Source organism: Rhizobium leguminosarum (genome assembly GCF_004123835.1).
Classification (GTDB): domain Bacteria; phylum Pseudomonadota; class Alphaproteobacteria; order Rhizobiales; family Rhizobiaceae; genus Rhizobium; species Rhizobium leguminosarum_M.
Genome location: NZ_MZMU01000015.1, coordinates 374,884 through 399,977, shown reverse-complemented (window position 1 = coordinate 399,977; position 25,094 = coordinate 374,884). Strand labels below are relative to the sequence as shown.

Below are 25,094 nucleotides of genomic sequence, written 5' to 3'. Positions count from 1 at the left end.
AGCACTGCACGGCCCTCCTCGTGTATTAAATCGAATTGGCATCAGAAATGTGAAGAATAAATTCCCATCGCCAATTCCCTCATAAACTGGGAGAAAAACTTTGGCTCAAGCCGTTCGAATAAACGATATTATTCGTTCCTTTGGAATTGACACGCATATCGACTACACCGACGGAAAATATTCCAATGTCGGAGAAGTTGTTAAGGCTCTCGACTATCTTGGCCTTGATACAGTTCGCGATCACGCCCCCAACTCCGCTTCCGATCCCAACGGTCAAACACATCTCGGCGATGCAGCCGAAGCCGGCGTGCAATTCGTCTTCAGCGCCCAGCGAGAGGTGGACCCCGCGACCGTCGCCCAGCGGCTGCATGACTTCGTGCAGGCCCATCCCGGATCGGTCGTCGGCATCGAAGGACCGAACGAAGTCAACAACTGGCCGGTCAGCTATCATGGCCTGAGCGGTCAGGCTGCAGCGCTCGCCTATCAGAAAGACCTCTCTGCCGCCGTCAACGCCGATCCCTTGCTGAAAAATATCCCGGTCCTCGGCTTTACCGGATATACGGTCGCTTCCGCCTCCGACTACACGACGATCCATACCTATGCGAAGGATGGCGACCAGCCATTCTCGTGGCTTTCCCGAGAAGCCGGCGTTCAGCGCGCTGCCGATCCGGGCAAGCCGCTGGCGATCACCGAGACCGGGTACCACACCTCGCTCACCGCCGACACCAATGGCGGCTGGGAGGGCGTCAGTGAGGCGACGCAGGCAAAGCTCCTGCTCAATACGCTGATGGACGGCGCCGCACTCGGCTCGAAACAGACCTTCATCTACGAGCTGCTGGACGCCTATTCCGATCCGCAGGGCACCAATCAGGAAAAGCATTTCGGCCTTTTTCATCTCGACTATTCGGCCAAGCCGGCGGCGACGGCGATCCACAATCTGACCGAAATCCTTGCCGACGACGGCGCTGCGAAGGCGAGCTTCAGCGCGGGAACCCTCAATTATTCGATCGACGGCCTGCCGTCCTCGGCCCGCAGCTTGCTCACGGAAAAATCGGACGGAAGCTACCAGATCATCATCTGGAACGAGCCTGATATCTGGAACCAGTCCTCTGACACGGCCATTCAGGCCGCGACGACAGCCGTCAAAGTCAATCTCGGCGCCTCCTTCGGCTCCGTTAAGGTCTTCGACCCCCTGACCGGGACGACGGCGATCAAAAGCCTCAGCAACGTGTCGTCCCTGACGCTCAATGTCATCGACCATCCCGTTATCATCGACATCGAACGCGGCAGTACCAGCACGCCGCCGAGCACCAATCATCTCTATGGCGGCACCGGCAACGATACCTTCACCGTGACTAATGCGAATCAAATCGTCGACGAAAGCCGGGGCAGCGGAACGGATACCGTCAAGGCTTCGATCTCCTTCAGCCTCGCGGACACGGCGCATGCGATCGGAACAATCGAAAACCTCACCTTGACCGGGACGGCCAATCTCAGCGCGACAGGCAACAATACGGCCAACATTCTCACCGGCAACGACGGAAACAATTTTCTCAACGGCGGGAAAGGGAACGATCGATTGGTCGGCGGACTCGGGAACGACAAGCTCATCGGCAAGGCCGGTGCTGACGTTCTCACCGGCGGAGCCGGAGCCGATTCCTTCGTCTTCGATGTGAAGCCCAGCAATACGAGCGTCGACAAGATTGTCGATTTCTCTTCAGCCGCAGGCGATAAGCTGGTGTTCGATGATGGGATTTTCACCGGGCTCAAGCCATCGAGCTTTTCGGCCGAGAATTTCGTCCTGGGAACGAAGGCGCTCGAGGCTGATGACAAGCTGATCTACGATCAGGCCAGCGGCATTTTATCCTATGATGCGGATGGAAGCGCAGCAGGCGGGGCAATCCACGTCGCCGATCTCGACAATTCCGCCGCACTTCACTTCAAAGATCTCTTGCTTGTCTGAGCCGGTCGGCCCGTCGCCTTTCAGGCGGCGGACCCACAGCGTCACGGGCAGTCGTGTCTCCTCCTCTTGCCGGAGCCGGAATCCCGGCCACATTCTCCGTTGACGCCACCCGTGCAGGTCAGGAGAAGCCTTTGCCCTGGATCGCCTATATCGTCCATTTTATCGCCGCAGCATTTCTGACCAACGGCATCCCGCATTTCGTCAACGGGTCAGCGGCAGGCGCTTCCGCATCCCCTTCGCGCAAGGGGCAAAGCTCGGCTCGCCGACGGCGAATGTCGTCTGAGGCTGGGCCAATTTCCTCATCGCCTTCCTGCTGTTTGCCACTGCATAATTCCTTAAATCGGAGTCGATTTAAGGATAAAATTATGCCAATTCAAAGTGTTACAACGTCCTTTGCGCGTCTGAAAAGACGCGCGGCGCTGTAATATCGGGCCGCTCTATATCGGCACGCCGGGCGACACGATCTTCGTGGCAGCGGGCATGCTCGTCGCCGGCATCCTGCTCGCCCGGATTTTTGAGGGCGACGCGATCTAAAACATGTCGCGCAAAAGTGTCCGGCGGCGTTGGAAGTAACTTGCATGATGATAGTCACTGCTGTAGTGACATCAGCCATGCAGCGAACGAGCTTCAGCGATTTCAAATGCCCGGCGGCGCGCGCGCTTGACAGTGTCGGCGACTGGTGGAGCATGCTGATCCTGCGCGACGCCTTCCAGGGGCTTTCGCGCTTCGACGAATTCCAGAAAAGCCTCGGCGTGGCGCCGAATATCCTGACGCGGCGGCTCAAACATCTGACGGAAAAGGGGCTGTTCGAACGGCGGCTCTACCATCAGCGCCCTGCCCGCTACGAATATCGGCTGACGGACAAGGGCCGTGACTTCTTTCCCGTTCTGATGACACTGTTTTCCTGGGGAAGCCAGCACATCCCGGAAGAGGATCTCGCCTTTCTCTTGGGCGACGCCGCTTCCGGCAAAAAGCGCGAGACGATGCTGGTCGATGCGCGGACGGGCGAAGAAGTGACCCCCGAAAACACCAGCCTGCTTGCGGGTCCCGCCGCCGACGACGAGGTGCGCGAACGGATCGCCCGTATGCGCGCCTGGTATCTCGGCATCGACGGATAGAGAGGAAAATACAATGGATCGCATCGTTGTCACCGGCATGGGACTTGTCTCGCCACTCGGCACCGGCGTCGAGCCTGCCTGGAAGCGCCTTCTCGGTGGCGGTTCGGGGCTGAGAGTGCTGGCGGAGGATATCGTCGGCGAACTCTCGGCCAAGGTCGGCGGCATCGTTCCCGGTATCGCGGAAGATGCAGAGGCCGGTTTCGACCCAGACCGTTACATCACGCCGAAGGACCAGAAGAAGATGGACCGCTTCATCCACTTCGCCATGGCGGCGACGGAGGAAGCGGTGAGGCAGGCCAGTTGGATGCCCGTTGATGAAGGCGAGCGCGAGCGCACGGCAACGATCATCGCGTCGGGCGTCGGCGGCTTCCCGGCGATCGCCGAAGCGGTGCGGATCGGCGAAACGCGCGGCGTCCGTCGGCTGTCGCCCTTCACCGTTCCCTCCTTCCTCGTCAATCTCGCCGCCGGCCAGGTCAGCATCCGCTACGGCTTCAAGGGGCCGCTCGGGGCTCCGGTGACAGCCTGTGCCGCCAGCGTCCAGGCAGTCGGCGATGCGGCGCGGCTGATCCGCTCCGGCGAAGCGGATGTGGCGATCTGCGGTGGTGCCGAGGCCTGCATCGACAAGGTGAGCCTCGGCGGCTTTGCCGCTGCGCGGGCGCTTTCCACCGGCTTCAACGAAACACCGGAACTTGCGTCACGGCCCTTCGACACGGCCCGCGACGGTTTCGTCATGGGCGAAGGCGCCGGTATCCTGGTCATCGAAACGCTGGAGCACGCGCTTGCCCGCGGCGCCACACCGCTCGCCGAACTCGTCGGCTACGGCACGGCTGCAGACGCCTACCACATGACCTCAGGCCCCGAAGACGGCGACGGCGCGCGCCGGGCGATGGAGGTGGCACTCAGGCAGGCGAAGATCCCGGCTTCGGAGGTCGGGCATCTCAACGCGCATGCGACCTCGACACCGGTCGGTGACAGGGGTGAGATCGCGGCGATCGGCACGGTCTTCGGTCGCAATGGCGGTATTGCCATCAGCGCGACGAAATCGGCGACCGGCCACCTGCTCGGCGCGGCCGGCGGGCTGGAGGCGATCTTCACCATCCTTGCACTGCGCGACCAGATCGCACCGCCGACCAGCAACCTCGATGAGGCCGATCCGGCCGCCGACGGCATCGATATCGTCGGCAGGACGGCGCGGCCGCTGGCGATGGACTATGCGATCACCAACGGTTTCGGCTTCGGCGGGGTGAATGCCAGCGCCCTGTTCCGCCGCTGGTCGTAAAGTCCACTTTCCTTGCGCTGAAAATCGCCTACACTTCTACTCTATCGGCGATCCTTTCCCCGATAGAGCCGGAGATACCCCATGCGCGCCTTCTTCGCAGTTCTTATTCTGTGTGCCGCGTCCTTCCTCTCCCCCGTATTGGCCCGCGCCGAAGATCCGATCGAAACGACGCGGACGATGATCGAGGACCAGATCAACGCCTTCCTCAAGGACGATGCCGAGACCGCCTATTCCTTCGCCGCCCCCGGCATCAAGGCGATGTATCCCGACAAGAACCTGTTCTTCGCCATGGTGAAGAAGAGCTACGAGCCGGTCTATCACCCTGGCAACTACGCCTTCGGGCGCAGCCGCTCGATCGACAACGGCGCGCTGATCTATCACGAGGTGCTGATCTCAGGCCGCGACGGCAAGGACTGGACGGCGATCTACCAGATCATGCGCCAGCCGGACGGCAGCTACAGGATCAACGGTGTGCAGATCATGCCGCACGCGGACAGCAAGGGCATCTGACGCGCTGTTCCTCTTTTCGGTGGAAACTCAGCCGATTGCACGGTCTCGTTGCACCAACGATTTCGAAATCCTCCTGGAGTAACAAAGTGCCAACGGAGGGTTGTTGCGTTGAACGCTGGCAAACAATTTTTTACAGCTCTTGAAGCGTTGCGAGGAATTGCGGCTATCATGGTCATGTTCCTCCACACGGCTGGTACGCTGGGTCCGATCCCGGCGAATATCAGTTACCTTGCCGTTGACCTCTTCTTTCTGTTGAGCGGCGCCGTTCTTGCAAATTCATATGAGAAGCGACTGACTACGGGGCAGATTTCGCCCACCGGGCTTCTGCTACAGCGTATCATTCGGCTCTATCCCCTTTATCTTCTTTCGCTTCCGATTGGTCTTTTCAGCTATGCGCTTAAAAATGGGTTGGACTACTCCACGCTGGCGGACCTTCTGCTGAGGGCAATCCTGTTCATTCCAAGCGCAAACCAGGAAGGTATCTTTCCCTTCAACGGGCCTAGCTGGTCGCTCTTCTTCGAGCTCTGGGCCGGAGTGCTGTTCTCCGTGCTTCTGATACGACTGTCATTCAGAAGCTTGCTCACCATCGCGCTGGGGGCGGCGGGCATCACCATGTACGGAGCATTGGTCGCAGGTAACTTCGATATTGGTCCCGAGGCGGGCGACTTCCGATTTGGCTTTTCACGAGTGCTGTTCTCGTTCTCGCTCGGAATCTGCCTTTACAGGTTATATGAGGTCCAGAAACCGAAGACAGCCAATAACGGCAACATTGTCGGCCTTCTTCTCTGTGGTTGTCTGATCTTCATCACCAACATACCAGCCCGCATATTCTTCGGTTTCCCGTATTTTGATTTTTTAATATGCCTTGTGGTCTTCCCGGCCATTGTCTGGCTTGCGATGCGCACGAGACAGACCGGCCTGGTCGAGCTGGTATTCCGTTGGCTGGGAAGGCTTTCCTATCCGATTTATATCCTGCATGGCCCCATCTTCAGTCTGCTGCAGTCACTGCGGCAAAGAGGCTTTGACCTTCCTGCCTCTCCGGCAGCCGGTATGGTCGTCGTAGTCGCAATTTTCATTGTGGCTGGCATCGCCGCCGTTCACTTCGACGAGCCAGTGCGCAAGAAACTTAAAATGATGGTTGCGCCAAACCCGGCGTCCCCAGTCCCCGCGGCAAGCAACGCGGGAACGGAGTAGCTTTACACCGGTTCGAGATCGCCCCTCGCCCATTCCTCCTGCGTTTCCGCCATGAAATCGGCGAAGCGGCCTTCGGCGATCGCCTTACGGATGCCCTGCATCAGCTCCTGGTAATAGGCGAGATTGTGCCAGGAGAGCAGCATGCCGCCGAGCGCCTCGCTGGAGCGGACGAGGTGGTGCAGATAGGCACGCGAATAATCGCGTGAGGCCGGGCAATTCGACTGTTCGTCGAGCGGGCGCATATCCTCCGCATGGCGGGCATTGCGGATGTTGACCTTGCCGCGGCGGGTAAAAGCCAGGCCATGGCGGCCGGAACGGGTCGGCATGACGCAATCGAACATGTCGATGCCGCGGGCGACCGATTTCAGGATATCGTCCGGCGTGCCGACACCCATGAGGTAACGTGGCTTTTCCAGAGGAAGGACCGGTAGCGTCGTTTCCAGCATCTGCAGCATGACATCCTGCGGCTCGCCGACGGCAAGGCCGCCGATCGCATAACCCTTGAGGTCGAGCTGGCTCAACGCCTCGGCCGAACGGATGCGCAGCGCCGGAATGTCGCCGCCCTGGACGATGCCGAACATCGCCTTGCCGGGCTGCTCGCCGAAGGCGACCCGGCAGCGCTCGGCCCAGCGCAGCGACATTTCCATGGCGCGCTCGATCTCCTTCGGCTCGGCCGGCAATGCCACACATTCGTCGAGCTGCATCTGGATATCGGAGCCAAGCAACCCCTGGATTTCGATGGAGCGCTCCGGCGACATATGGTGCAGGCTGCCGTCGACATGCGACTTGAAGGTGACGCCCTGCTCGTCGAGCTTGCGCAGACCGGACAGCGACATGACCTGGAAGCCACCGGAATCGGTCAGGATCGGGTGCTCCCAGCGAATGAGCTTATGCAGGCCGCCGAGACGGGCGACGCGCTCGGCCGTCGGGCGCAGCATCAGGTGATAGGTATTGCCGAGGATGATGTCGGCGCCGGTCTCGCGCACTTGGTCGAGATACATCGCCTTAACCGTGCCGACGGTGCCGACCGGCATGAAGGCCGGCGTGCGGATCTCGCCGCGCGGCATGGAAACCTGGCCTAGACGGGCGCCGGCATCGGTCTTCTTCAGGGTGAATTGGAAATTGTCTGTCATCTGTCTTTCCGGAAAAGAAGGCTCGCGTCGCCGTAAGAGTAGAAGCGGTAGCCCGTCGAAATGGCGTGTTTATAAGCCGCGTGCATGGTCTCGAAGCCGGCAAAGGCCGAGACCAGCATGAACAGCGTCGAGCGCGGCAGGTGGAAATTGGTCATCAGCATGTCGACCGCCTTGAAGCGGTAACCAGGCGTGATGAAGATGCCGGTAGCGCCGGCCCAGGGCTTGATCTCTCCGCTTTCACCGGCGGCACTCTCGATGAGCCGCAACGAGGTCGTGCCGACACAGACGATGCGCCCGCCACTTTCCCGCACGGCATTCAGCCGGGCGGCGATCTCGTCGCTGACATAGCCGCTTTCCAGATGCATCTTGTGATCGTTGGTATCGTCAGCCTTGACCGGCAGGAAGGTGCCGGCACCGACATGCAGCGTAACGAAATGGCGTTCGATGCCCGCCCTATCGAGCGCCTCGAACAGGCCAGGCGTGAAATGCAGGCCGGCGGTGGGGGCGGCGACGGCGCCCTCCTCGCGGGCATAGATCGTCTGGTAATCCGCGCGGTCGCGCTCGTCCTCGGGGCGCTTGGCGGCAATATAGGGCGGCAGTGGGATATGGCCGACGGCGGCGATCGCCTCGTCAAGCGCCGGGCCTGAGAGATCAAACAGCAGCGTCACCTCGCCGGCCTCGCCCTTCTCCTCCACGGTGGCATCGAGCGAACCGAGGAAACAGCTTTCGCCGGAATGGCCGAAGGCGATGCGGTCGCCCTGTTTGATGCGCTTGCCGGGCTTGGCGAAGGCCTTCCAGCGGCTGGGGCCGGTGCGCATGTGCAGCGTTGCCGACACCTGCTGGCCGCCGGCGCCGTCGCGATGGCGGATGCCCTCGAGCTGGGCGGGAATGACCTTGGTATCGTTGAAGACCAGCGCATCGCCCGCTTGCAGGAAGGACGGCAGGTCGCCGACGCTGTGATCCGAAAGGCTGTTTGCCGCATTCGGATCGACGACGAGCAGGCGCGCACTGTCGCGCGGCTCGGCGGGCCGCAACGCGATGCGTTCATCGGGCAGATCGAAATCGAAAAGGTCTACGCGCATCAGGGCACTTTCAAAGCGAAACCCGCCCTCGCGCAGTCACGCAAGGGCGGGTTTCAGCAGAAATCACAATCAGACGTCGGCGGCAACCCGCATGGAGACGATCGAGTCCGGATCGGAAACCGGCTCGCCGCGCTTGATCTTGTCGACGTTGTCCATGCCTTCGATGACCTGGCCCCAGACGGAATACTGCTTGTTCAGCCAGGGCGCGTCGGTGAAGCAGATGAAGAACTGCGAATTGGCCGAGTTCGGGTTCTGCGAACGAGCCATCGAGCAGGTGCCGCGCGTATGCGTGGTCACGGAGAATTCGGCCTTCAGATCCGGCTTCGAAGAGCCGCCCATGCCAGCACGGCTGGGATTGAAGGTTTCCGAGCCCTTCTTGCCGAATTCGACATCGCCCGTCTGGGCCATGAAATCCTGGATGACGCGGTGAAAAACGACGCCGTCATAGGCCTTCTCGCGGGCGAGTTCCTTGATGCGGGCGACATGCTCCGGGGCGACCTGCGGCAAAAGCTGAATGACAACCTTGCCCTTGGTGGTTTCCAGAATGACGGTGTTTTCGGGATCCTTGATCTCGGCCATTGTCTTTTCCTCTCGTTTTCTCTCGTAACTTACTTCTTGCCCAGGGTGACCTTGATCATCCGGTCGGGACTTTTGACTTCGCCGTTCTGGCCTTCGCCGCGCTTGATCTTGTCGACGTTCTCCATGCCGGAAACGACCTTGCCGACGACGGTGTATTGGCCGTTGAGGAAGGAGCCTTCGGCGAACATGATGAAGAACTGCGAATTGGCGGAATTCGGATCCTGCGAACGAGCCATGCCGACCGTGCCGCGCGCGAACGGGGTCTTGGAGAATTCAGCCGGGATGTCAGGCATATCCGAGGAGCCGGTGCCGGCGAGGCTCGCATCGAAGCCCTTTTCCATGTTGCCGTATTTGACGTCGCCGGTCTGAGCCATGAAGCCGTCGATGACGCGGTGGAAGGCGACGTTATCGTATTCGCCCTTCTTGGCCAGCGCCTCGATCTGGGCGACATGCTTCGGCGCCACGTCAGGCATGAGCTGGATGACGACCGGGCCATTCTTCAGCTCGATGGTGAGATAATGATCGGCCGACTGGGCGAAGGCATCCCCCGCGAAGGAGGCGAGATACAACACGCCGGCAAATGCGAGATAAAAGAGTTTCATATGAGCTCCATTGCGGCGGGGTCCGCCTGGTCTTTGCGCTTGTTAGTCTTTGTTCTAACTAGTTTGGGCGCTTGGATGTGAGGGCTTGCAAGACGGCGGCAGGCACGAAAGCGCTGACATCGCCGCCCATGGCGGCGATCTGGCGGACCAATGTGGCGGTAATGGGCCGCGAGGCCGTGCCCGCCGGCAAAAAGATGGTCTGGATATCGGGCGCCATCGTCCGGTTCATGCCGGCCATCTGCATTTCATAATCGAGGTCAGTGCCGTCGCGAAGACCGCGGATCAACAGCGTGGCGCCATGGCTGCGGGCGGCATCGACGACCAGATTGTCGAAGGCGACGACGGCGACGTCGCCGGTCTTGCCGGGCAGCGCTTGGGCGAGAGAACGGCGGATCAGCTCGGCCCTCTCTTCAAAGGAGAAGAGCGGCGCCTTGCCGGGATGGATGCCGATCGCGACGATTACCTTTTCGGCGACGTTGAGAGCCTGGACCAGAACATCCACATGCCCATTGGTGATCGGGTCGAAGGACCCCGGATAGAAAGCTGTCGTCATTGGCCCGACCGTTGGTTTGACGCCTTTTGTCACGGATGCCGCCTTCCCGCAAGTGATTTGCCCAGCTCCGGCCAGAGTGCCGCGCGTCTTTTCAGACGCGTAAAGGACGTTATGCGCCGGGCGGTTAAACGGCGGATGAATGGCCCGTTCAAGACCGTTTCAGACAGGATCTGCTTAACTCCGATCATCAAAGCAGCCAATGCCATTCCGGCATCCGGCACTCCCCGAAAGACCAGGTCCATGCTGATCGTGCTCGTTGCGCTTGCCATCGTTTCCTCCCTCGCCGCCGAGATGGCCTATAGCTATTTCGCCGATCGATACGAGATGAGCTGGGTGCGGCCGGAGCTTGCCGAGCATGCGGCGATCGTGCGCGCTCAGGGCCGGCTGCGCGAAAAACGAGCTTCGAATCTGAATGCCAGATGAACGAGACATTCAAGGTCGCTTCAGATCGGCATTGGTAAACACCCGATCAACATCCGGCGGAACCATTTACAGACGGATGCGTTCATTCAACCGATACATAGAGCGGCGCGGAAGGATTAAAAATGCCCGGCAAGATTACGATGATTAACGTGCTCTGGATGGTAATGGTCACGGGCATGCTGACCGCAACTGTCGCTCTCTATGATCAGAAGGTCGATACGTCCAAGGTTTATGGTCCCTATGCTTCGGCCCGGACGGCCGTGCTGGGCCAGTACTGAGGGGCGAGAACGCAACTCCCCAGGAAAGGAATGCCTATGTTCACGATCTTGACAGTGCTCACCGCCCTTATCAGCGTCATGTTTATCGTGTCTGTGGCCTCGACGATTTCAGCGCTCCGGCGCGAAGGCGAAGAGGTGAAGGCTCTGAACGAGAAACATAGAGCGTTCTGACGTTCCTTTCTCTCCTCTTCCCACCCCTTGAGCGGCACCCTTCCGTCGCCAGGGCCATTCAAAGCCGGATGCACCCAGCGTCCGGCTTTTTCTTGGTGTCGTCCTCAACCATCATCCATCTGAATAGAAAAAGGGCGGCTCGAAGCCGCCCCGTTCATTTGATCACTCTTCGGCTGGCCCGGCCGGATCGTCATCGGCAATCGGCGCCTCGTCGCCGCCACCTTCGTCGGCAGCACCTTCGTCGGTAGCAGGGGCGCCTTCGGCGACCTCGACAGCCTCTTCCGTCTCATCCTCCTCCGGCTCGCTGATGCGCTCGACCGAGACGACCTTCTCGTCCTTGGCCGTCGAGAAGATGGTGACGCCCTTGGTGGCGCGGCTGGCAATGCGGATGCCGCCCACCGGCACGCGGATCAGCTGGCCGCCATCGGAGACCAGCATGATCTGGTCACCGTCATCGACCGGGAAGGCCGCGACCAGCTCGCCGATCTCGCCTGTTTTCGACGTATCGGTGGCGCGGATACCCTTGCCGCCGCGGCCGGAGATGCGGAAGTCGTAGGAGGACGAACGCTTGCCGAAGCCCTTCTCGGAAACGGTGAGCACGAACTGCTCCAGCAGCTTCAGCTCCTCGTAACGCTCGTCGCTCAGCTGTCCCTCTTCGGTGACCTCCTCGCCGACCAGCGCGATCTCCTCGGCCTCGCCCGTCGTCAGGCGCCGATCGTTGGCGGCGCGCTTCAGATAGGCGGCGCGTTCCCAAGGTTCGGCGTTGACATGGCGCACGATGGTCATCGAGATGATGCGGTCGCCGCCGGCAAGCGTGATGCCGCGCACGCCGATCGAGTTGCGGCCGGCAAAGACCCGGACGTCGTCGACCGAGAAGCGGATGCACTGACCGAGCGCCGTCGTGAGCAGCACGTCGTCATCTTCGGTGCAGGTCTCGACGGAGAGGATTTCGTCGCCCTCCTCCTCGAGCTTCATGGCGATCTTGCCGTTGCGGTTGACCTGGACGAAGTCCGACAGCTTGTTGCGGCGAACCGTGCCGCGCGTCGTCGAGAACATGACGTCGAGATTATCCCAGCTCGTCTCATCCTCGGGCAAAGGCAGGATGGTGGTGATGCGCTCGCCGGGTGCGAGCGGCAGCATATTGATCAGCGCCTTGCCGCGCGAGGTCGGCGTGCCGATCGGCAGGCGCCAGACCTTCTCCTTGTAGACGATGCCACGCGAGGAGAAGAACAGAACCGGCGTATGAGTATTGACGACGAATAGCCGGCTAACAAAATCCTCGTCGCGGGTGGTCATGCCGGAGCGACCCTTGCCGCCGCGCCGCTGGGCGCGATAAGTGGTCAGTGGCACGCGCTTGATATAACCGAGATGCGAGACGGTGACGACCATGTCCTCGCGGGCGATCAGGTCCTCGTCGTCCATTTCGAGGCCGCCATCGACGATCTCGGTGCGGCGCGGCGTGCCGAACTCGTCGCGGACGGCGAGAAGTTCATCCTTGACGATGGTCTGAATGCGGACACGCGAGGAGAGAATATCGAGGTAATCCTTGATTTCCTCACCGATCTTGTTGAGTTCATCGCCGATTTCGTCGCGGCCAAGGGCCGTCAGGCGGGCAAGGCGCAGTTCGAGGATGGCGCGGGCCTGCTCTTCGGAGAGGTTGTAGGTCAGGTCGTCATTGATGCGATGGCGCGGATCGTCGATCAGGCGGATCAGGCTTTCGACATCTTCCGCCGGCCAGCGGCGGGTCATCAGCTCTTCGCGGGCAGACTGCGGATCGGGCGCCTGGCGGATGACGCGGATGACCTCATCGATATTGGCAACCGCAATGGCGAGACCGACCAACACGTGGGCGCGGTCACGCGCCTTGCGCAGCAGGAATTTCGTTCTCCGGCTAACGACTTCTTCGCGGAAGGAGACGAAAGCGCGCAGCATGTCGAGCAGGGTCAGCTGTTCCGGCTTGCCGCCGTTCAGCGCCACCATGTTGCAGCCGAAGGACGTCTGCAGCGGCGTGTAGCGATAAAGCTGGTTGAGGATGACCTCGGCGTTGGCGTCGCGCTTCAGCTCGACGACAACGCGATAACCCTGGCGGTCGGATTCGTCGCGCAGGTCGGAGATGCCTTCGATGCGCTTGTCGCGCACCAGCTCGGCCATCTTCTCGATCATCGTCGCCTTGTTCACCTGATAGGGAATCTCGGTGATGATGATCTGCTCGCGGTCACCGCGCATCGGCTCGATGGCAGCAACGCCGCGCATGATGACGGAGCCGCGGCCGGTCTCGTAGGCCGAGCGAATGCCGGCACGGCCGAGGATCTTCGCTCCCGTCGGGAAGTCGGGACCGGGAATGATCTGTATCAGTTCCGGTAGCTCGATGGCCGGATCGTCGATCAGCGCGATACAGCCATCGATGACTTCGGAGAGGTTGTGCGGCGGGATGTTGGTCGCCATGCCGACGGCGATGCCGCCGGCGCCGTTGACGAGCAGGTTCGGGAATTTGGCGGGCACCACGACCGGCTCGGAGAGCGTGCCGTCGTAATTGTCGCGGAAATCGACGGTTTCCTTGTCGAGATCGTCGAGCAGCGAGTGGGCAGCCTTTTCGAGGCGGCACTCGGTATAACGTTCGGCCGCCGGCGGATCACCATCGACCGAGCCGAAATTGCCCTGACCATCGATCAGCGGCAGGCGCAGCGACCAGGGCTGCGCCATGCGGGCGAGCGCATCATAGATCGCGGAATTGCCGTGCGGATGGAATTTACCCATCACGTCACCGGTGACGCGGGCGCATTTGACGTATTTCTTGTTCCAGTCGATGCCGAGCTCGGACATGCCGTAGAGGATGCGCCGGTGCACGGGCTTGAGGCCGTCGCGCACGTCGGGCAGCGCGCGGCTGACGATGACGCTCATGGCGTAATCGAGATACGACCGCTGCATTTCCTCCATGATGGAGATGGGCTCGATGCCTGGCGGGAGCTTCCCGCCGCCGGGGGGTGTTTGCTCAGTCAAAACAGATCACGATCTCTTCTAGAATCACTTGAAGATTTATAGCGGAAAGCCTGTTCCCGCGCCAATTTCACAGCGCGTTTTGAACAGGCTTTTGCGGCTTAAAGAGGGTAAAACATGCAAGTTACGCGGCCGGGCCGGACAAATCCGCCGCAGGCCGCCGCGGGATATTTGCCAAATCGGAATCCCCGCTTCACAATCATAAAAACCACGCACTCATATGGGGTTCCGGAGAGCCGATGGCAAGCGCCGACCAATTGATCAACGCCTTCACGACGCTTCTCGTCACCATCGATCCGCCGGGGCTCGCACCGATCTTTCTGGGCCTGACGACAGGCATGAGCCGTACCGAGCGCACGCAGGTGGCGCTGCGTGGCTCGACCATCGCCTTCATCATCCTCGCCGTCTTCGCACTGTTCGGCGCCGGCGTGCTCGGCGTACTCGGGATCTCGATCGGCGCCTTCCGCATCGCCGGCGGGCTGCTGCTGTTCTGGATCGCCTTCGAGATGGTGTTCGAGAAGCGCCAGGACCGCAAGGAGAAGGCCACGGAGGTGGCGATCACCAAGGATCATATCGAGAATATCGCCGTCTTTCCCCTCGCCTTGCCGCTGATCGCCGGCCCGGGCGCGATCTCGGCGACGATCCTGCTTGCCGGCACGCTGGCGACATCCGTCGGAAAGGCGCAGCTGATCGGCGTCCTTGCCGCCAATCTGCTACTGACCTTCCTCATGCTGCTCGTCGCCGAAAGGCTGGACCGTTTCCTCGGCGTCACCGGCCGGGCCATCCTGACACGGCTTCTCGGCGTCATCCTCGCCGCCCTTGCCGCCCAATTCGTCGTCGACGGCGCGAAATCGGCGCTCAATCTCATCAGCGCGACACCGCACTGAAAACGGCCGTAGATGATTGAGGCCGATCCGGCCTGAATGATCTGCCGCGGAATCAAAGAAAAAGAGCATGACGCCATCCAAGGCATCATGCTCTCTCACGTCTTTCACTAAGCCAGCAAAGGCAGTCGATCAGAACGGGATATCGTCGTCGAGATCCCGCGAGAAGTTGCCGCCGCCGCCACCGCCGCGGCTCGGCGATGAGGAGGGAGCCGGGGCACCGTAGTCGTCGCCATAATCGTTGCCGCCACCGGCACTGCCACGGCCGCCGCTCGCGCCGCCGCCTTCACCGCGGCCGTCAAGCATCGTCAGCGTCGAACCAAACCCTTGCAGCACCACCTCAGTGCTGTAACGATCCTGCCCCTGCTGGTCCTGCCACTTACGGGTCTGCAGCTGGCCTTCGATATAGAGCTTGGCGCCCTTCTTCACATATTGCTCGACGACCTTGCAGAGGCCTTCGTTGAAGACGACGACAGTGTGCCATTCGGTCTTCTCACGGCGCTCGCCGGAATTTCGGTCGCGCCAGGTTTCCGAGGTCGCGATACGAAGATTGGCGATCGGCCGGCCATCCTGAGTGCGGCGGATTTCGGGGTCTGCACCGACGTTTCCAATCAGAATTACCTTATTCACACTACCAGCCATGCTTCTCACCCTGCCTGCCGCCCTGCCCGGCGGCGTTTAATCGATCGGCGCACCTTAAACCATCACGGACCGCCGATGCGCATGGGCGGCATTTAATCCACATGTTTATCCATCAGAAAGCCGCATGCATCCATCAGGAATTTTGTTCTTTATTTGTTCTAGTTTATCCGTATGATCCTGTCAACAGAATCGAAAACCTTGAGCCCTTGCGGATATTCAGCCTCGACTCGCCCGTCGGCATCACTAAATAAGGGCTGTCATCCAGAAAACCAAAGCAGAGACGATGAGCGAACTGAAGACGATCTCCATCCGCGGCGCGCGCGAGCATAATCTCAAGAGCATCGATCTCGATCTGCCGCGTAACAAGCTGATCGTCATGACCGGGCTTTCGGGTTCCGGCAAATCCTCGCTCGCCTTCGACACGATCTACGCCGAGGGCCAGCGGCGCTATGTCGAGAGCCTGTCGGCCTATGCCCGGCAATTCCTCGAAATGATGCAGAAGCCCGATGTCGACCAGATCGACGGGCTGTCGCCGGCAATCTCGATCGAGCAGAAGACCACCTCGCGCAATCCGCGCTCGACGGTCGGCACCGTCACCGAGATCTACGACTACATGCGCCTGCTCTTTGCCCGCGTCGGCGTTCCCTATTCGCCGGCGACCGGCCTGCCGATCGAAAGCCAGACCGTCAGCCAGATGGTCGACCGCATCCTCGATTTCGGCGAGGGCACCCGTCTTTATATCCTTGCGCCGCTCGTGCGCGGGCGCAAGGGCGAATACAAGAAGGAACTGGCGGAGCTGATGAAGAAGGGCTTCCAGCGCGTCAAGGTCGACGGGCAGTTCTACGAGATCGCCGAGGCGCCGGTGCTCGACAAGAAATACAAGCACGACATCGACGTGGTGGTCGACCGCATCGTCGTGCGCTCGGATGTGTCGGCGCGCCTTGCGGACAGCCTGGAAACCTGCCTGAAGCTCGCCGACGGGCTGGCGGTTGCCGAATTCGCCGACAAGCCGCTGCCGCCGGAAGAGACGTCGGCCGGCGGCTCGGCCAACAAGTCGCTCAACGAGACGCATGAACGTGTGCTGTTTTCGGAGAAGTTCGCCTGCCCGGTCTCCGGCTTCACCATTCCCGAAATCGAACCCAGGCTATTCTCCTTCAACAACCCGTTTGGCGCCTGCCCGACCTGTGACGGCCTCGGCGCTCAGCAGAAGATTGATCCGGATCTGATCGTGCCCGAGCCCGAGCGGACGCTGCGCGACGGGGCGATCGCGCCCTGGGCCAAGTCGACCTCGCCCTATTACAACCAGACGCTGGAAGCGCTCGGCAAACATTACGGCTTCAAGCTCGGCACGCGCTGGAACGATCTTTCCGACGAGGCCAAGGACGTCATCCTCAACGGCACCAACGACAAGATCGAATTCCACTACGCCGACGGCGCCCGCTCCTACACGACGCAGAAGAATTTCGAGGGTATCATCACCAATCTCGAGCGGCGGTGGAAGGAGACCGATTCCGCCTGGGCGCGCGAAGACATCGAGCGCTTCATGTCGGCTGCCCCCTGCCCTTCCTGCAACGGCTTCCGCCTGAAGCCCGAGGCGCTTGCGGTGAAGATCGACACGCTGCATATCGGCGAAGTGACGGGTATGTCGATCCGCGTCGCCCGCGACTGGTTCGAGACGCTGCCGGCAAGCTTCAACGCCAAGCAGAACGAGATTGCCGTGCGCATCCTCAAGGAGATCCGCGACCGGCTGCGCTTCCTCAACGATGTCGGCCTGGAATATCTCAGCCTGTCGCGCAATTCCGGCACCTTGTCGGGCGGCGAAAGCCAGCGCATCCGGCTTGCCTCGCAGATCGGCTCGGGGCTGACCGGCGTGCTCTACGTGCTCGATGAGCCGTCGATCGGCCTGCATCAGCGCGACAATGCCCGGCTGCTCGACACGCTGAAGCACCTGCGCGACATCGGCAACACCGTTATCGTCGTCGAACATGACGAGGATGCGATCATGACGGCCGACGACGTGGTCGATATCGGCCCGGCGGCCGGCATTCACGGCGGTCAGGTCATCGCCCATGGTACGCCGCAGGACATTATGGACAGTCCGAACTCGCTGACCGGCAAATATCTCTCCGGCGAACTTGGCGTTCCCGTTCCTGGCGAGCGCCGCAAGCCGAAGAAGGGCCGCGAGATCAAGGTGGTCGGCGCGCGCGGCAACAATCTCAAGAACGTCACGGCGTCGATCCCGCTCGGGGTGTTCACGGCGGTGACCGGCGTTTCCGGCGGCGGCAAATCCACCTTCCTGATCGAGACGCTCTATAAATCGGCCGCGCGCCGCGTCATGGGCGCGCGTGAAAACCCGGCCGATCACGACCGCATCGACGGCTTCGAGCATATCGACAAGGTGATCGATATCGACCAATCGCCAATCGGCCGCACGCCGCGCTCGAACCCGGCGACCTATACCGGCGCCTTCACGCCGATCCGCGACTGGTTTGCCGGCCTGCCGGAGGCGAAGGCACGCGGCTACCAGCCGGGCCGCTTCTCCTTCAACGTCAAGGGCGGACGCTGCGAGGCCTGCCAGGGCGACGGCGTCATCAAGATCGAGATGCACTTCCTGCCCGATGTCTACGTCACCTGCGACGTCTGCCACGGCAAGCGCTACAATCGCGAGACACTCGACGTCACCTTCAAGCAGAGGTCGATCGCCGACGTGCTCGACATGACGGTGGAGGAAGGCGTCGATTTCTTCGCGGCGGTGCCTGCCGTGCGCGATAAGCTGCAATCGCTGAAGGATGTCGGCCTCGGTTACATCAAGGTCGGCCAGCAGGCGAATACGCTCTCGGGCGGCGAGGCGCAGCGCGTCAAGCTTGCCAAGGAGCTGTCGAAACGCTCGACGGGGCGCACGCTCTACATTCTCGACGAACCGACGACCGGCCTGCATTTTCACGACGTCGCCAAGCTGCTCGAAATGCTGCACGAACTGGTCAACCAAGGCAATTCGGTGGTGGTGATCGAGCACAATCTCGAAGTCATCAAGACCGCCGACTGGGTGCTTGATTTCGGTCCTGAAGGCGGCGATGGGGGCGGCGAGATCGTCGCGACCGGCACGCCGGAAGCGATCGTCAAGGAGAAGCGGTCCTATACCGGACACTTCCTGAAGGAATTGCTGGAACGGCGGCCGGTGAAGAAGGCGGTTGCGGCTGAATGACGATGAGGCCAGCGTCGCCCGATGATCTGGAAACGATCGCGACGCTGACAACAGCCGCCTACCGGCCCTATAGCGAACTTTTCGGCGTTCCGCCGATACCGGTGACGGAGGATTACACGCCGCGGATCGAACGCGGCGAGGTCTGGCTGCGCGAGATCGGCGGGCAAACGGCCGGCCTGGTGGTCGTCGAGCAGCATTCCGATCACCTCATGCTGTTCAGCATCGCGGTCTCGCCGGCCTTTCAGGGTGCCGGGCATGGGCTGGCGATGCTGCGCTGGCTGGAAGGCAAGGCGCGGGAATGGGCCGCGCCGGAGATCCGGCTCTACACGAATGTGCGGATGGAGCGGAACATCGCGCTCTACAGCGCCTTCGGGTTTCAGGAAACGGGTCGCCGGCCGAACCCTTATCGGCCAGGATGGACACTCGTCGACATGACCAAAGAGATCAATGCGGCCTGAGCGGCTGCGAATGGGGAGGACGACATGACGAAATCCGGCACTATCCGCACCGGCATCGGCGGCTGGACCTTCGAGCCCTGGCGCGGGCATTTCTTTCCCGATGACCTGAAGCAGAAGGACGAGCTGAATTACGCCAGTCGCCAGCTGAAGGTCATCGAGGTCAACGGTACCTATTACAGCACGCAGAAGCCCGCGGTCTTCGCCAAATGGGCGGCGGATGTGCCCGAGGGTTTCATCTTTTCGCTGAAGGCGACGCGTTTCGTCACCAATCGGCGGGTGCTTGCAGAAGCCGGTGAATCGATGGAGCGGTTCCTGTCATCGGGCATCAGCGAACTCGGCGATCATCTCGGGCCGCTGCTGTGGCAGTTCGCGCCGACGAAGAGGTTCGATGCAGACGATTTCGAAGCCTTCCTGAAGCTGCTGCCGGCAAAACAGGACGGGTTGGCGCTCCGCCACGTGGTCGAGGTACGGCACGATTCCTTCAAGGTGCCGGAGTTCGTGGCGCTGCTGGCGAAATACGGCGTGGCGCCGGTCTGCGCCGAACATTTCGAATATCCGATGATCTCCGACGTGACGGCCGATTTCGTCTATGCGCGGCTGCAGAAGGGCTCGGACGATATTCCGACCTGCTACCCGGAAAAGGACCTGAAGGCCTGGGCAGACCGGCTGGAAACCTGGGCCGAAGGCAAGGTTCCTGATGATCTGCCGCTGATCGATGCAGATCGCAAGGTGAAGACCGAGCCGCGCGACGTCTTCGCCTTCATGATCCATGAGGGCAAAGTCAATGCGCCGCACGGGGCGATCGCCCTGCAGCAGGCGCTGGCGAAATAGGCCGGGCTGGATAGTCACAAAAGGATCGTAACATTGTGGGTATCACATCGTCAGTCACGCACTCCATGAGGGCATCATGATCGTGGTAACCTGGGAGCCCGCATGAGCGTTGCCGCATCCTATCTCTATCGCAACGGACGGCGGGTCGAGGCTGTCCCTTTCGAGGCGGCCTCCATTCCGGCGACGGATAACGAATTCATCTGGATCGGGCTGCACAAGCCTAGCCGGGACGAGCTCCTGTTGCTGCAAGGCCGTTTTGGCCTTCACGAACTCTCGATCGCCGATGCGCTCAGCTCTTTGCAGATGCCGAAGCTCAGCGTTTATGACGACCAGTTGTTCGTCATCGCAAAGACGGCACAGCTCGAGGGGGACCATATCACCTACGGGGAAACCGCAATTTTCGTCGGCAAGCGTTATATCATCACCGTCCGCAATGGGTCGGAGCGCGGGCACGGAGAGCTGCGCGGCCGGCTGGAGACATCGCCGCAGACGCTCTGCCATGGCACCGACTACATTCTGCATGCCATTCTCGATTTCATTATCGACGGCTATCTTCCCATCGTGCGCACGATCGAGGATTCCGTTCTCGATATGGAACGAAAAATGCTCGATGCGTTTCTCGACCGCAGCCAGATCGCCCGCATTTTCAGGTTGCGCCGGGAAGTCATTCTGTTTCAGCGGGTGCTGGATGCGATGCTGGACCTTTGCGGCAAGCTCTACCATCTCGACCTGCCGTCGCTTGACAAGGAAGCGAAGCCCTATTTCCGCGATGCGCTTCAGCACATGCACCGTGTCGAGACGATGGTTGCAAGCTTACGCGACGTGATCACATCGGTTTTCGAAGCGAGCAATCTGATTGAACAGCAAAGACAGGGCACAATCACACGGCAACTGGCGGCCTGGGCCGCCATTCTCGCTGTTCCGACGGCGATCGCCGGCATTTACGGCATGAATTTCGACAATATGCCCGAGCTGAAAACCAGCTACGGCTATTTTGTCGTTTTGGCAGTCATCGCTGTCATGTGCATCGCACTTTTCATCCGTTTCAAGCGCGCCCGCTGGATATGACGCCTTGCTCGTCGATGGAGTCTGGCTTCATTTCTTGCCGTCCGCCAGCGCCTCTTTCCGGCGGCGCGGCAGGAGCGATTTGAGGTACCGCCATATCGGCGAGACGGCGTAGCTTGCGACGGGAATTGCGATCAAGCCAGCGACGATACCGACGATGCCCGCTCCCGCGGCCTCGACGATCCAGCGCAGCACGGATGGCAGAACGGGAATGGCATGCGCCGTCGCCTCGCCGGCATCATGGATCAGATGCGCAGGGCCGCCGATACCATAGGCTTCGAGGCCGTGAACGATGATGCCGCCGCCGACCCAGATCATGGCGGCCGTTCCGACAATGCCGAGCACTTTCAGAAAATAAGGCATGCCTGTGACAAGCCCCTTTCCGATCGCACGGAAGAAGGCGCCCATCGCAGATGCCGTCCGCACACGCGCCAGCATCAGACCGAGATCATCGGCCTTCACGATAAGCGCCACGCCGCCATAGACCAGGACCGTGATGCCCAGTCCAACGACGGCAAGGATGAGGGCCTGCGTGAACATGCTGCCTGACGGCACCGTGGCGAGCGTAATCGCCATGATTTCGGCCGACAGGATGAAATCCGTTTTGATCGCACCGGCGACCTTTTCGTCTTCTACCGATTTGGCATCGAGGCTTGTCGTCTCGAGTGCCGTTTCATGGGCGTGAGCTGCATGCGGCAGCACCAGTGCGTAGACTTTTTCCACACCCTCGTAGCAGAGATAAAATCCGCCGATCATCAGCAGCGGCGTGATCGCCTGCGGTGCGACAAGGCTCAGGATCAGTGCTGCGGGAAGCAGGATCAGAAGCTTGTTCTTCAGCGAGCCGAGCGCGATCTTGCCGATGATCGGCAATTCGCGCGCTGCCGAAAATCCGGTGACGTAGCGGGGCGTGACTGCCGCATCGTCAATGACGACGCCGGCGGCTTTCGCGCCGGCCTTGGCAGCCTGGCCGGCGATATCGTCGAGCGACGCCGCAGCCACCTTGGCCAGGGCCGCGATATCATCAAGAAGGGCGATCAGGCCAACACTCATTCGAGCCTCCGTCGGGAAGACAGACTTGCGCAGTGAAAAGCGGAAAGCCCGTCAACGAGACGTGGCATCCTCCGGCGGGAAGATGCCACGCAAGTATTGCGACGACAATGGCCGTTATTCAGCCGGCATCGGGCTCAACCCGCCCTCGTCCAGCGGAGGACGTGCCTGCCGTTCCCGTTTCTGCGAAACCCGCGACAAAACGCTCTGCCGGTTCACGGATTTGCGCTCCTCGTCGATGCGGCGGATCAGGATCTCCGCGCGCTCGACCGAGCCGAGAAGCGCCAGGATCGTGCCGCGTTCGGCCGCTCCGGCATTCGGGCCAAGTGCCAGTGTCTGTTCCCGCAGTTCGGTGACATTGGGAAGGCTGACATGGCCGGCCGGCATGGAGGGACGAACCACGCCATAGTCGGGCAAGATATCCTGCAAAGAGGCATCGAGCTTGCTCAGTGCCAGATTGACGATCGCCAACGCGGGCTCGCTGAATTTTTCACGCTTCACGCGCCGCGCGACCTGATGCATCGATTCCGTCAACGCAGCGGTGAAATCCGCCTCCTCGATCAAGCTGGCGACCAGATCGAGTTGTTCGTAAGGCAGATCCTCCTTCATCAGCGATGCGGTATAATCGCGAATGTCACGGCTGAGGATATCGGTGGCAAGATAGTGTTCGCCCGGATCTGATGGCGCCGACTTGGCGGATCGGGCAATATCCAGGAACATCGCGCCGGCCTGCAGATGACGCGCGGTCTCCTGCTGGACGGCCGGAACGGCCCGCGCGAAGTCGCTTGTGAGCCTGCGGTCGAGGAATTTCGGCGTCGAATAATCTTCCACATCCTCGGCGTCGGTACGGCCGATGCGCGACAAGACACGTTCGAAGACGCTGACGAAGGGAAATAGCAGCGCCGTGTTGAAGACGTTGAAGAAGGTTGAGTAGAGACCGACAGCGACCGGAACCAGCGGAAATGTCTCCTTGCCCTCGACCACGACCGGAACGCCGGGATCGCCGCCGAACCACTGCATCGCCCATGCCAGAACGTCGATCGAGACGAAGAACAAGGGCACCGTGATGCAGACGCCGATAATGTTGAAGGACATATGGGCGTAGGCAGCGCGTTTGGCGTTCTTCGACAGATTGAGCGAGGCAATCCAGGAGGTGATCGTGGTTCCGAGATCCGCACCCAGCGAGAAGGCAACCGCCGTCGTCCAGTCAAGGACACCGGCCGCGCCGAGCCCCATGACGATACCGATCGTCGCCGACGAGGAGTGGATCATCGCGGTGACGCCGGCGGCGATCAGCACGCACTTGATCAGGTTGTAATAGGAGTCGGCGGTCAGCGTCGACAGAACGTCCATGACCTCCGGTATGTTGCGCAGCGGCCGAAGGCCGCCGGTCATCAGATTGAGACCGTAGAAAATCAGCGCGAAGCCCATGCAGGCAAGCGCGACGTTGCGGATCCGCTCGCTTTTGGCAAAGCAGTAGACCAGCGAAAAAACGCCGGCAAAGATCAGGCCAAGAGGACCCAGCGGCAAGGCGATCAGGCCGTTTCCGAGCGTCGTTCCGACGTTGGCGCCCATGATGACGCTGATCGCCGGACGCAATCCGACAACGCCGGCATTGACGAGGCCGACGACCATGACCGTCATTGCCGTCGATGACTGGATGACGCCGGTGATGAGCGTCCCCGCGATGACGCCCTTGATGGGCGTGCCTGCAGCTCTCGCGAGAAATGCGCGCATCTTGTTGACGGAAAGTGCCTGGATGCCGTTCGACATGAACTCCAGACCGAGCATGAATATCCCCAGCCCGCCGATAACAGGCACAAGAATATCCTTGAAAATGTCGATGTTCATTACGCCTTACCCCCTTGGCGCCGAAATGGCGCGCTTCAACGACGCCCCCGCGTCTGACATGCCCGATTTCATACGGTCGGGGATGTCCCGACCGCGTATGCGCCCGAACGAATTACTGGCTCGTGGATGCATCCTGCTTCAGCCAGTATTTGACGATCTGACTGACGAGCTGCGGCGGCAAAGGCACATAGCCCAGCGCTTCGGCGTCCTTACTGCCTGTCTCGAACGCCAGACGAAAAAAATCATGTACGCGGCGATAGCGATTGGGCGCCTGTCCCGTCATTGGAACGACCGCAAATGTCGCCCCGCTGATCGGATAGGCCGCCTCTCCCGGTTGATCCGTGAGCGACACCGAAAAATCTTTCGCTTCATCCCATGAGGCAGTGCTGGCGGCAGCCCGCACACCATCCGGTCCCGGTTTTACAAACTGGCCCGATTTGTTCTGAACAGCGGCATAGGGCAGGTTTGCACGCTCGACCTGGCCAAAATCGGCATAGGCGATCGCCCCCTTGGTTGCCTGCACCGCGCGAATGAGATCTCCGGTTCCCTCGACACTCGTCCCAACAGGCCAGGCGATCAGCGTATCCGCTCCATGTGCCGCCTTCCATTCCGGGCTTGCCGAGGACAGGAATTCGGTAAACATGAAGGTGGTGCCTGATCCGTCCTTGCGGGTAACCGGGCTGATTTTCTGATCGGGAAGGCTGATCTCCGGGTTGATCGCCTTGATGGCAGGATCAGCCCACGATTCGATCTTACCGAGATAGATATTCGCAAGCAGCGGGCCAGTCAGGTTGATACGGCCCTTGTCGATACCGTCAAGGTTGACGGCAATCGCCACGCTGCCGAGCACGATCGGAAACTGCTGGCGGCCATGCTTTAAAAGCTCATCGGGGGAGACTGGCACATCGGTCGCAGCGAAATCCAGCTCCGGCTGATCAAGGCGCATCAGACCTGCCAGCGAACCGACGAGTTCGTAGTCTACCGTCCAGTCAGGTGAGCTGAAGTCGCCGTCATCCATCCGCGCCTTCTCGTAGATTTCCGCCCACTTCGCGATGATGGGTGCTGCGAATGTGGAGCCGGCGCCGCGAATGGGCTCAGCCATGGCTGCAGGAGCGATGCAGAGTGAACCGACAACTGCCGCAACTCCGGCAAAGCAGGCGGCGGCGGTCGTCACTCTGTGGACTTGCCGAAAAAAATGTTCCATCGGCGCTTCCCCTCGCAACCGTTTA

At 60.9% G+C, this 25,094-nt stretch carries 23 protein-coding genes and 1 pseudogene; 13 read left to right on the top strand and 11 right to left on the bottom strand.

Annotated features, from left to right (window positions below):
- The first annotated feature begins 100 nt into the window (after positions 1–100).
- From B5P46_RS24160 to B5P46_RS24140, 6 genes and pseudogenes are all read left to right on the top strand, one after another.
- On the top strand, positions 101–1,963 hold the full coding sequence (locus tag B5P46_RS24160) for a calcium-binding protein (RefSeq protein WP_129420914.1): 1,863 nt from the start codon (positions 101–103) through the stop codon (positions 1,961–1,963).
- Positions 1,964–2,094: 131 nt separating this feature from the next.
- A pseudogene (locus tag B5P46_RS35550) lies at positions 2,095–2,497 on the top strand (hypothetical protein).
- Between the two features lie 77 nt (positions 2,498–2,574).
- On the top strand, positions 2,575–3,081 hold the full coding sequence (locus tag B5P46_RS24155) for a winged helix-turn-helix transcriptional regulator (protein ID WP_129420967.1): 507 nt from the start codon (positions 2,575–2,577) through the stop codon (positions 3,079–3,081).
- A 13-nt stretch (positions 3,082–3,094) separates the two neighbouring features.
- Complete coding sequence (gene fabF, locus B5P46_RS24150; protein ID WP_129420913.1) at positions 3,095–4,360, top strand: beta-ketoacyl-ACP synthase II; 1,266 nt, start codon at positions 3,095–3,097, stop codon at positions 4,358–4,360.
- 81 nt (positions 4,361–4,441) lie between these two features.
- Positions 4,442–4,870, top strand: a complete 429-nt coding sequence (locus B5P46_RS24145) for a DUF4864 domain-containing protein (protein WP_129420912.1) — start codon at positions 4,442–4,444, stop codon at positions 4,868–4,870.
- A gap of 108 nt (positions 4,871–4,978) precedes the next feature.
- Positions 4,979–6,064 (top strand): acyltransferase family protein, encoded by a 1,086-nt coding sequence (locus B5P46_RS24140; protein WP_129420911.1) that lies wholly within the window; start codon positions 4,979–4,981, stop codon positions 6,062–6,064.
- A gap of 2 nt (positions 6,065–6,066) precedes the next feature.
- On the opposite strand, the gene tgt is transcribed toward B5P46_RS24140, so the two are convergent.
- From tgt to B5P46_RS34585, 6 genes are all read right to left on the bottom strand, one after another.
- Positions 6,067–7,197 carry a tRNA guanosine(34) transglycosylase Tgt gene (gene tgt, locus B5P46_RS24135; RefSeq protein WP_129420910.1) on the bottom strand — a complete coding sequence of 377 codons (1,131 nt, stop codon included), beginning with the start codon at positions 7,195–7,197 and terminating at the stop codon, positions 6,067–6,069.
- Entirely contained in the window at positions 7,194–8,279 is a 1,086-nt protein-coding gene (gene queA / locus B5P46_RS24130) for a tRNA preQ1(34) S-adenosylmethionine ribosyltransferase-isomerase QueA (protein ID WP_129420909.1), read from the bottom strand. The genes tgt and queA overlap by 4 nt, the downstream gene beginning before the upstream one ends.
- 69 nt (positions 8,280–8,348) lie before the next feature.
- Positions 8,349–8,858, bottom strand: a complete 510-nt coding sequence (locus B5P46_RS24125; protein ID WP_129420908.1) for a peptidylprolyl isomerase — start codon at positions 8,856–8,858, stop codon at positions 8,349–8,351.
- Positions 8,859–8,887: 29 nt separating this feature from the next.
- Complete coding sequence (locus tag B5P46_RS24120) at positions 8,888–9,460, bottom strand: peptidylprolyl isomerase (protein ID WP_129420907.1); 573 nt, start codon at positions 9,458–9,460, stop codon at positions 8,888–8,890.
- Between the two features lie 58 nt (positions 9,461–9,518).
- Positions 9,519–10,013, bottom strand: a complete 495-nt coding sequence (gene coaD / locus B5P46_RS24115; RefSeq protein WP_129420906.1) for a pantetheine-phosphate adenylyltransferase — start codon at positions 10,011–10,013, stop codon at positions 9,519–9,521.
- Positions 10,014–10,042: 29 nt separating this feature from the next.
- The gene (locus B5P46_RS34585) at positions 10,043–10,219 is read right to left on the bottom strand and encodes a hypothetical protein (protein ID WP_164986534.1); all 177 of its coding nucleotides are present in this window, start codon (positions 10,217–10,219) and stop codon (positions 10,043–10,045) included.
- On the opposite strand from B5P46_RS34585, the gene B5P46_RS24110 reads away from it, so the two are divergent.
- On the top strand, positions 10,149–10,436 hold the full coding sequence (locus tag B5P46_RS24110; protein ID WP_129420905.1) for a hypothetical protein: 288 nt from the start codon (positions 10,149–10,151) through the stop codon (positions 10,434–10,436). The genes B5P46_RS34585 and B5P46_RS24110 overlap by 71 nt on opposite strands.
- 122 nt (positions 10,437–10,558) lie before the next feature.
- Positions 10,559–10,714 (top strand): hypothetical protein, encoded by a 156-nt coding sequence (locus B5P46_RS34580; protein WP_003539654.1) that lies wholly within the window; start codon positions 10,559–10,561, stop codon positions 10,712–10,714.
- Between the two features lie 333 nt (positions 10,715–11,047).
- Here B5P46_RS34580 and gyrA read toward each other — a convergent pair whose 3' ends face one another.
- On the bottom strand, positions 11,048–13,885 hold the full coding sequence (gene gyrA, locus B5P46_RS24105) for a DNA gyrase subunit A (RefSeq protein ID WP_129420904.1): 2,838 nt from the start codon (positions 13,883–13,885) through the stop codon (positions 11,048–11,050).
- Positions 13,886–14,121: 236 nt separating this feature from the next.
- Here gyrA and B5P46_RS24100 point away from each other — a divergent pair, with 236 nt between their 5' ends.
- Positions 14,122–14,769 (top strand): MarC family protein, encoded by a 648-nt coding sequence (locus B5P46_RS24100; protein WP_129420903.1) that lies wholly within the window; start codon positions 14,122–14,124, stop codon positions 14,767–14,769.
- A gap of 129 nt (positions 14,770–14,898) precedes the next feature.
- Here the strand turns inward: B5P46_RS24100 and B5P46_RS24095 are convergent, their stop codons facing one another.
- Positions 14,899–15,408 (bottom strand): single-stranded DNA-binding protein, encoded by a 510-nt coding sequence (locus B5P46_RS24095; RefSeq protein WP_018494638.1) that lies wholly within the window; start codon positions 15,406–15,408, stop codon positions 14,899–14,901.
- 283 nt (positions 15,409–15,691) lie between these two features.
- On the opposite strand from B5P46_RS24095, the gene uvrA reads away from it, so the two are divergent.
- From uvrA to B5P46_RS24075, 4 genes are all read left to right on the top strand, one after another.
- A complete protein-coding gene (uvrA, locus tag B5P46_RS24090; protein ID WP_129420902.1) occupies positions 15,692–18,613 on the top strand; it encodes an excinuclease ABC subunit UvrA in 2,922 nt (973 codons plus the stop codon).
- Positions 18,610–19,071 (top strand): GNAT family N-acetyltransferase, encoded by a 462-nt coding sequence (locus B5P46_RS24085; RefSeq protein WP_129420901.1) that lies wholly within the window; start codon positions 18,610–18,612, stop codon positions 19,069–19,071. The genes uvrA and B5P46_RS24085 overlap by 4 nt, the downstream gene beginning before the upstream one ends.
- 24 nt (positions 19,072–19,095) lie before the next feature.
- A complete protein-coding gene (locus B5P46_RS24080) occupies positions 19,096–19,902 on the top strand; it encodes a DUF72 domain-containing protein (protein WP_129420900.1) in 807 nt (268 codons plus the stop codon).
- A 102-nt stretch (positions 19,903–20,004) separates the two neighbouring features.
- Positions 20,005–20,970 carry a magnesium and cobalt transport protein CorA gene (locus tag B5P46_RS24075; protein WP_129420899.1) on the top strand — a complete coding sequence of 322 codons (966 nt, stop codon included), beginning with the start codon at positions 20,005–20,007 and terminating at the stop codon, positions 20,968–20,970.
- 27 nt (positions 20,971–20,997) lie between these two features.
- Here B5P46_RS24075 and B5P46_RS24070 read toward each other — a convergent pair whose 3' ends face one another.
- From B5P46_RS24070 to pstS, 3 genes are all read right to left on the bottom strand, one after another.
- Positions 20,998–22,017: a DUF808 domain-containing protein gene (locus tag B5P46_RS24070; RefSeq protein WP_129420898.1), complete on the bottom strand. Its 1,020-nt coding sequence runs from the start codon at positions 22,015–22,017 to the stop codon at positions 20,998–21,000.
- A 114-nt stretch (positions 22,018–22,131) separates the two neighbouring features.
- Positions 22,132–23,865 (bottom strand): Na/Pi cotransporter family protein, encoded by a 1,734-nt coding sequence (locus tag B5P46_RS24065; protein ID WP_129420897.1) that lies wholly within the window; start codon positions 23,863–23,865, stop codon positions 22,132–22,134.
- 112 nt (positions 23,866–23,977) lie between these two features.
- Positions 23,978–25,069, bottom strand: a complete 1,092-nt coding sequence (gene pstS, locus B5P46_RS24060; protein WP_129420896.1) for a phosphate ABC transporter substrate-binding protein PstS — start codon at positions 25,067–25,069, stop codon at positions 23,978–23,980.
- Positions 25,070–25,094: the final 25 nt, after the last annotated feature.

Coding starts and splice junctions, on each gene's coding strand:
- B5P46_RS24125 (WP_129420908.1), bottom strand. CDS start 8,858: ATGGCCGAGATCAAGGATCCCGAAAACACCGTCATTCTGGAAACCACC.
- B5P46_RS24075 (WP_129420899.1), top strand. CDS start 20,005: ATGAGCGTTGCCGCATCCTATCTCTATCGCAACGGACGGCGGGTCGAG.
- B5P46_RS24145 (WP_129420912.1), top strand. CDS start 4,442: ATGCGCGCCTTCTTCGCAGTTCTTATTCTGTGTGCCGCGTCCTTCCTC.
- queA (WP_129420909.1), bottom strand. CDS start 8,279: ATGCGCGTAGACCTTTTCGATTTCGATCTGCCCGATGAACGCATCGCG.
- B5P46_RS24095 (WP_018494638.1), bottom strand. CDS start 15,408: ATGGCTGGTAGTGTGAATAAGGTAATTCTGATTGGAAACGTCGGTGCA.
- tgt (WP_129420910.1), bottom strand. CDS start 7,197: ATGACAGACAATTTCCAATTCACCCTGAAGAAGACCGATGCCGGCGCC.
- B5P46_RS24100 (WP_129420903.1), top strand. CDS start 14,122: ATGGCAAGCGCCGACCAATTGATCAACGCCTTCACGACGCTTCTCGTC.
- coaD (WP_129420906.1), bottom strand. CDS start 10,013: ATGACGACAGCTTTCTATCCGGGGTCCTTCGACCCGATCACCAATGGG.
- fabF (WP_129420913.1), top strand. CDS start 3,095: ATGGATCGCATCGTTGTCACCGGCATGGGACTTGTCTCGCCACTCGGC.
- B5P46_RS24070 (WP_129420898.1), bottom strand. CDS start 22,017: ATGAGTGTTGGCCTGATCGCCCTTCTTGATGATATCGCGGCCCTGGCC.
- B5P46_RS24080 (WP_129420900.1), top strand. CDS start 19,096: ATGACGAAATCCGGCACTATCCGCACCGGCATCGGCGGCTGGACCTTC.
- B5P46_RS24065 (WP_129420897.1), bottom strand. CDS start 23,865: ATGAACATCGACATTTTCAAGGATATTCTTGTGCCTGTTATCGGCGGG.
- B5P46_RS24085 (WP_129420901.1), top strand. CDS start 18,610: ATGACGATGAGGCCAGCGTCGCCCGATGATCTGGAAACGATCGCGACG.
- uvrA (WP_129420902.1), top strand. CDS start 15,692: ATGAGCGAACTGAAGACGATCTCCATCCGCGGCGCGCGCGAGCATAAT.
- B5P46_RS24120 (WP_129420907.1), bottom strand. CDS start 9,460: ATGAAACTCTTTTATCTCGCATTTGCCGGCGTGTTGTATCTCGCCTCC.
- pstS (WP_129420896.1), bottom strand. CDS start 25,069: ATGGAACATTTTTTTCGGCAAGTCCACAGAGTGACGACCGCCGCCGCC.
- B5P46_RS34580 (WP_003539654.1), top strand. CDS start 10,559: ATGCCCGGCAAGATTACGATGATTAACGTGCTCTGGATGGTAATGGTC.
- B5P46_RS24155 (WP_129420967.1), top strand. CDS start 2,575: ATGCAGCGAACGAGCTTCAGCGATTTCAAATGCCCGGCGGCGCGCGCG.
- B5P46_RS34585 (WP_164986534.1), bottom strand. CDS start 10,219: ATGGCATTGGCTGCTTTGATGATCGGAGTTAAGCAGATCCTGTCTGAA.
- B5P46_RS24110 (WP_129420905.1), top strand. CDS start 10,149: ATGAATGGCCCGTTCAAGACCGTTTCAGACAGGATCTGCTTAACTCCG.